This is a genomic window from Bartonella gabonensis (assembly GCF_903679515.1).
GTDB lineage: Bacteria > Pseudomonadota > Alphaproteobacteria > Rhizobiales > Rhizobiaceae > Bartonella > Bartonella gabonensis.
In genome coordinates, this window is record NZ_CAHOYM010000059.1 from 1 (window position 1) to 5,388 (window position 5,388).

General features: G+C 37.3%; 7 protein-coding genes and 1 pseudogene. All 8 read left to right on the top strand.

Annotation, left to right across the window (positions count from 1 at the left end; all coding sequences use genetic code 11):
• Positions 1 to 288, top strand: a pseudogene (locus HWX04_RS08370) (hypothetical protein); the annotation flags it as partial.
• 101 nt (positions 289 to 389) lie between these two features.
• Positions 390 to 875, top strand: a complete 486-nt coding sequence (locus tag HWX04_RS07680) for a crossover junction endodeoxyribonuclease RuvC (protein ID WP_175869546.1) — start codon at positions 390 to 392, stop codon at positions 873 to 875.
• On the top strand, positions 857 to 1,222 hold the full coding sequence (locus HWX04_RS07685; protein ID WP_175869547.1) for a DUF1376 domain-containing protein: 366 nt from the start codon (positions 857 to 859) through the stop codon (positions 1,220 to 1,222). The genes HWX04_RS07680 and HWX04_RS07685 overlap by 19 nt, the downstream gene beginning before the upstream one ends.
• A complete protein-coding gene (locus tag HWX04_RS07690) occupies positions 1,212 to 2,252 on the top strand; it encodes a DUF1376 domain-containing protein (protein WP_175869548.1) in 1,041 nt (346 codons plus the stop codon). The genes HWX04_RS07685 and HWX04_RS07690 overlap by 11 nt, the downstream gene beginning before the upstream one ends.
• 34 nt (positions 2,253 to 2,286) lie before the next feature.
• Positions 2,287 to 2,682 carry a hypothetical protein gene (locus tag HWX04_RS07695; RefSeq protein WP_175869549.1) on the top strand — a complete coding sequence of 132 codons (396 nt, stop codon included), beginning with the start codon at positions 2,287 to 2,289 and terminating at the stop codon, positions 2,680 to 2,682.
• Positions 2,683 to 2,853: 171 nt separating this feature from the next.
• Entirely contained in the window at positions 2,854 to 3,291 is a 438-nt protein-coding gene (locus HWX04_RS07700; RefSeq protein ID WP_175869550.1) for a hypothetical protein, read from the top strand.
• A gap of 291 nt (positions 3,292 to 3,582) precedes the next feature.
• A complete protein-coding gene (locus HWX04_RS07705; protein ID WP_175869551.1) occupies positions 3,583 to 4,365 on the top strand; it encodes a hypothetical protein in 783 nt (260 codons plus the stop codon).
• A gap of 82 nt (positions 4,366 to 4,447) precedes the next feature.
• Positions 4,448 to 4,891: a bactofilin family protein gene (locus HWX04_RS07710; RefSeq protein ID WP_175869552.1), complete on the top strand. Its 444-nt coding sequence runs from the start codon at positions 4,448 to 4,450 to the stop codon at positions 4,889 to 4,891.
• Positions 4,892 to 5,388 lie beyond the last annotated feature (497 nt).

A 5,388-nucleotide genomic window follows, 5' to 3' on the forward strand; every position in this document is an offset into this window, starting at 1 on the left:
CGCGCATTGAGAAGCTTTGGTAAAGTAAGAAAAGGTGATTTAGGTGGCTGGGTAGAAAGTGAAAAAAATCTTAGCCATAAAGGAAATTGTTGGATCAGTGGTTTAGGAGCAGTTTTTGGTGATGGAAGGTTAAATGGTGATGACGTAGTTCCAAATTTTAATTACATTTCTAACACAACTTATAATTTGTCTATGTTAACACCACAGCAATACATGCAATCACTACCTTGGCACCGTAGAATATGGGAGAAACTTTTATATTATAAGGAGTTCAGAGTATGGTTGTAGTTATTAGAACTTATTCATAAGTTCTTTTTTTACAGATCTTTCTCTAACTGCTTTTCGAAAAAAAACAATCTTATAAAATACACTATGTATGGAGCGGCGCGGTGATTAACACGATTCTTTGTTTTGATCTAGGTACGAAGACGGGGTGGGCGCTTTGTGGAGGGAGTGGTGACATATTTAGTGGCACCGTTGATTTTAAATCACGTCGTTTTGAAGGCGGTGGGATGCGTTATTTACGCTTTAAACAATGGCTTAATGAAATAAAGCAGACAGCAGGGAGCATTGACGCGGTTTATTTTGAGGAGGTGAGGCGTCATGTTGGAACTGATGCAGCGCATGTTTACGGTGGTTTGTTAGCAACCTTAACGGCGTGGTGTGAAGATCATGAGATACCGTATGAGGGGATACCGGTTTGTACGATTAAGAAAGTGACGACGGGCAAGGGGAATGCGTCGAAAGAAGAGATAATAAAGGCAATGCGAGCAAAAGGACACGCGCCTTGTGATGATAACGAAGCGGATGCTTTAGCAATTTTATATTTAATTAAAGAGAGGGAGATCTTAGAGCGATGCCCAGTAACAAAGTAGAGTGTGTAAAGTTTAATTCAGATCAGTTTTTAAAAGAGCTTATGGGTTTAAAAGCAACAGAGAAGGCAGTTTATACAACCCTTGTGTTGCTTATGAATGATAAGAAAGCGCCTCTTATCAATAATGGGTCTTATTTATCAAGTTGGTGTGGGTGTTCAGTAAGAACGTTTCAAAAGGCATTAGAGACTTTAATAAGCATGGGTTACATCACGCGTTTAGAGAATGGGAACTTATGGCATAGATCATTAGCTTTTGATTATACGATTAGTAAATTTTCAGAAAGAGCTTCAAAAGCAGCGAATATGAGATGGAGTAAGAAAAGAGAGGAGGCAATGCATGTCAACTAAGTTGCCATGGACAAGGCTTTTTGCAGACAAGTGGCTACTTGATCTTGCACATTTGCCTCCTTTTGAAGGTTTTATATACGTGAAGTTGCGATTTCAAATGCTTCGCACTGGAGAACCACTTAAGAATAATTTTCGAGTATTGTCTTTATTGGCAGGTTGCTCAGTTAAAAGATTTCAGAAAGCATTAGATCTTTTATTAGAAACTGGACACATCGTTTTTTCAGAAGATGGTCGTTTGTGGAGTTTACAAGTTGAAGAGGAACTCAATAACTCAAATGAAAATTTAAGCAAGTTTTCAGAAAGAGCACAAAAGGCAGCGAAGGCAAGATGGGATAAAAATAAAGATAACAGTGATAATGATGCTAAGGATGCTACAAGCAATGCACAAGCAATGCTTAATGATGCCATTAACATTAACAATAACATTAACAATATATATAAAAAAAATAAAACTATCGTTTTATCAAAAAAAGAAACTGAATTTGAAGATTTAGAAACAATCGATTTGGTTGAAGAGCCAATCGAATGTGATGATGTTGAAAGCCTATCAGAAGAAATCGAAACATTATCAGATAAACAACCCCCCATTCACGAGCAAGAAAGCGTTCCTAAGAAAGCCAAGCGAAATAGGGTCAAAAAAGAACTTGGAAGTATACCAGAAGATTTTGAACCTAATTTGCAATACGCGATTGATAAAGGGTTAACGCATGATGAAGCGTTATTAGAATTTGAAAGATTTACAATCTATTGGAAAGCCAACCCATATTCCAATGCTAAAAAACGCGATTGGCAAATGACTTGGTACAATTGGATTACGAGCCCTATAGGGGCATTAGCCAAGAAAAAGGAAAAATTAGAAAGGGAAAAACGATATGCAAACGAATGCTATAAAGCACCGTCAAACAGCTTCTCAAGCAGCCTCTCAGAAAGCTTCAGTACACTCACAACAGCAATCTATGCTGGCGATACTTACGGATCAGAATGCATCAGAAATACAGAGGCTATCAGTTCATTTGCAAGAGCTTGCTAAGGAGGTGGACAAGAGTAGTTACCCTTGGAAGCGTATGCGTGGAAGGCAGTTGACAAAGGAGTATAGAGAACAAGTTGCTATCCAATGTAATCGCTTAGAAGAACTGCTTTCAAAGAAAGCTACGATTGAACATATCGAGGCGGTTGCTTATTTGCTTTCAGGTCTAAAAGTACCAACAAATACAGACACTAATGTGATTGCGTTGAATTATAGCATAGCATTAGCAGACGCTTCAGAACACGCCCTTAAACAGGCTGTTAAGGACGTTATACGTGGACAAGCAAAGGGCTTATCAAAAACCTTTATGCCAACAGGAGCAGAGCTTGCAGATTATTGCAGAAATTTGAAAGCAGATCTTTTGTCAGGAGCATCAGTAATGAAATCGTATTTAATCGCATCTAGAGATCAACAAAATAGTGAAAAGTGCTGATGATATTGGAATAGATATGCGTTTAAATCGCTAAAAAGGCACCGTACAGAGCGATTTAAAAGTTTTATGATGAAAACCATATTGCAATTTAAAACGCCTCTGTACAGTCCAATTTGAGGCAAATAAACCCATAGGTAAAGTTATGGATTTAGATAAGGGATATTAAAACATATGTTTTTAAAAAAACGTAAACAGCCCATTCAAAAGAAGTTTGTAGCAACAGTGGTTGGATATGCACCATGGGGATTAGGGGTAGCGGAATATTTTTACAACCTCTACGAATATGAAGATGGAATGAGAGAATATGAGGAATTTGAAGGCGGTCAGTATCAAGATTATGAGATACCTGCGAATGTTGATTACAGCACGAAGGCGCAAGTGAAAGCGTGGCTATACGGTGGTGATTTACCAAAAAGCGTATTGAATTTTGAATCGTTAATAGACGAGGTTAATGCGAAAATCAAAAAACGTACAAAAGATGATTATTTGATTTGTGAGATAACGAATGATTTTGAGAGAGGCTATCCATTGTCTTGTGAAGAGATAGACAGAGAGTTAGAAAAAGCACTTGATATTCAATTAGGTAACTATCAAAATGAAAAAAAGTGAAAAAAATAAAAAATACGTATTGACTTTAAACGAAGGCTGGTTTAATAAGGTCGGCAAGTGCTGAAAACACTTGCGATAAGCGGATAAACCACGAAAAGGTTTCTCCCATTCTTAAAAAACTGGCTTTCTTTTATGCTGTCATTGGCATATAACGATTTTGTCGGGTGTGGTCGCACCATACAATACTCTTATGAGAAAAGTGTGACGACGGACTTATCGCCGTGTTTTCAACGCCCGACGCCCTTATAGGGTCGTCAATTGAAAACTTTTATTACGATAAGGAAAACAAGCATGAGTGCTACAGTTAAAAATCAAAAAATATCTCCAAAATATGAACTTACGAATGAAAACTGCGTTGTTAACGGTGTGACTTTACACCGCATTAAAGCTTTAAGAGATTTTGATGATGTCAAAAAAGGCGACCTTGGCGGTTTTATTGAAAAGGAAGATAACCTCTCTCATGATGGCAATTGCTGGGTATATGATGATGCTATGGTTATTCAAGCAAGCGTTTCCGAAAATGCAAAAATACGCAATAATGCCTGTGTTGTGAATTATGCTAGGGTTTACGGTAATGCCGTGATTAGTGATAAGGCATGGGTTTTGAGTGATAAGGCACATGTTTATGACAATGCAGTCATTAATGGCAATGCAAAAATTGGAGGCTATGTTTTTGGCAATGCCGTTGTGAGTGATAATGCCGTTATTACAGAGGGGGCTCTTATTTACGATAATGCCCGTGTTTATGAAAATGCATATGTGAGTGGGCTTGTGTTTAATGATGCCCATGTCTATGGGAAATCACGCCTTGCTGCGTGGTCAAAAGCTTATGGCAATGCGCATGTTTTTGATAAAGCTACAGTTTATGAAGGTAGCAATATTTATGACAATGCCAAGGTTTCTGGCTCGGCGCGTGTTGGTCCCTGTGCAAAAATTCACGATAATGCTCATGTGAGTGGCAAGGCACAAATTTGCCAATTTACAACGATTTATGGCAATGCTGTGCTTAAAGAAAATAAGAAATTTTCTCAAGATGTCTGTGGTGTTGATCAGGATATAAATAAAGCAGCGTAAATAAAATAACGGCGGCGCGGGGGCGCCCTCTTTAAAATATTTCATTTACAAATTAATCGAATATTAGATTAGGGAGCTACCTATGACCAGTACAGTTGTATCCAAAAAATATGAAATTACTGATGAGACTACAGAAGTTAAAGACCATTTATATGGCAGAGTTAGAACACTTTATCGCATTAAAGCTTTAAGAAATTTTGGAAGTGTTAAAAAAGGTGATCTTGGTGGCTTTATTGAACATGAAGGTAACCTCTCTCATGTGGGGAGTTGCTGGGTTGGGGATGATGCAAAGGTTTATAATGCTGCTATTGTTTGGGGGCATGCAAAGGTTTTTGAAAATGCAATAATTTGTGATGAGGTGTATGTTAATGGATTTGCAAAGGTTCATGGCAATGTACGTGCTTATGGGAGTGCAATTATTGGTGGCAGGGCACGTATTTTTGGAGATACGCAACTTTTTTCGGGGGCATGGGTTACAGGAAGAAAAGAGATTTCTACAGGTTTAATAACTTTTGGAGATAGGTAAAGACTGTAGATGAATTGATTAAAGCGGTTGCGTCGTATTCTAAAAGATAGAATTAAAAAGAAAGCCGCGTCATTTAAGATACGGCTTTTGACTCCAAAACCAACCAAAACTACTTTTTAATAGATACAAAAAGAGGAATGTCTCCTTATTACACAAAACGTGTAAAATCGCAAGCCTTAATACATAAAAACCGTATCAAAATGAATTGATACGGCTTTTATATTAAATAATGGGTAAAAAAATAATGTCTCTTTTTAATTGCACAAATAGTGTATAAACGCAAGCTTTTTTGTATCTCAACGCTTGTGTTTTTACACATAATGTGCTACATTTTATATGAGATTTGAGAAATTGGAGAAGACCTTGTTATGTTTTTTACATAACAGGGTTTTCTTTTATGCTCTATCTAGATTTTCTCTATTATTTTCAAATATTTGATGATGATTGTTCATACGATAAAGCCGCGCCCTTTAAGAACGCGGCTTCTGTTTTGCAAT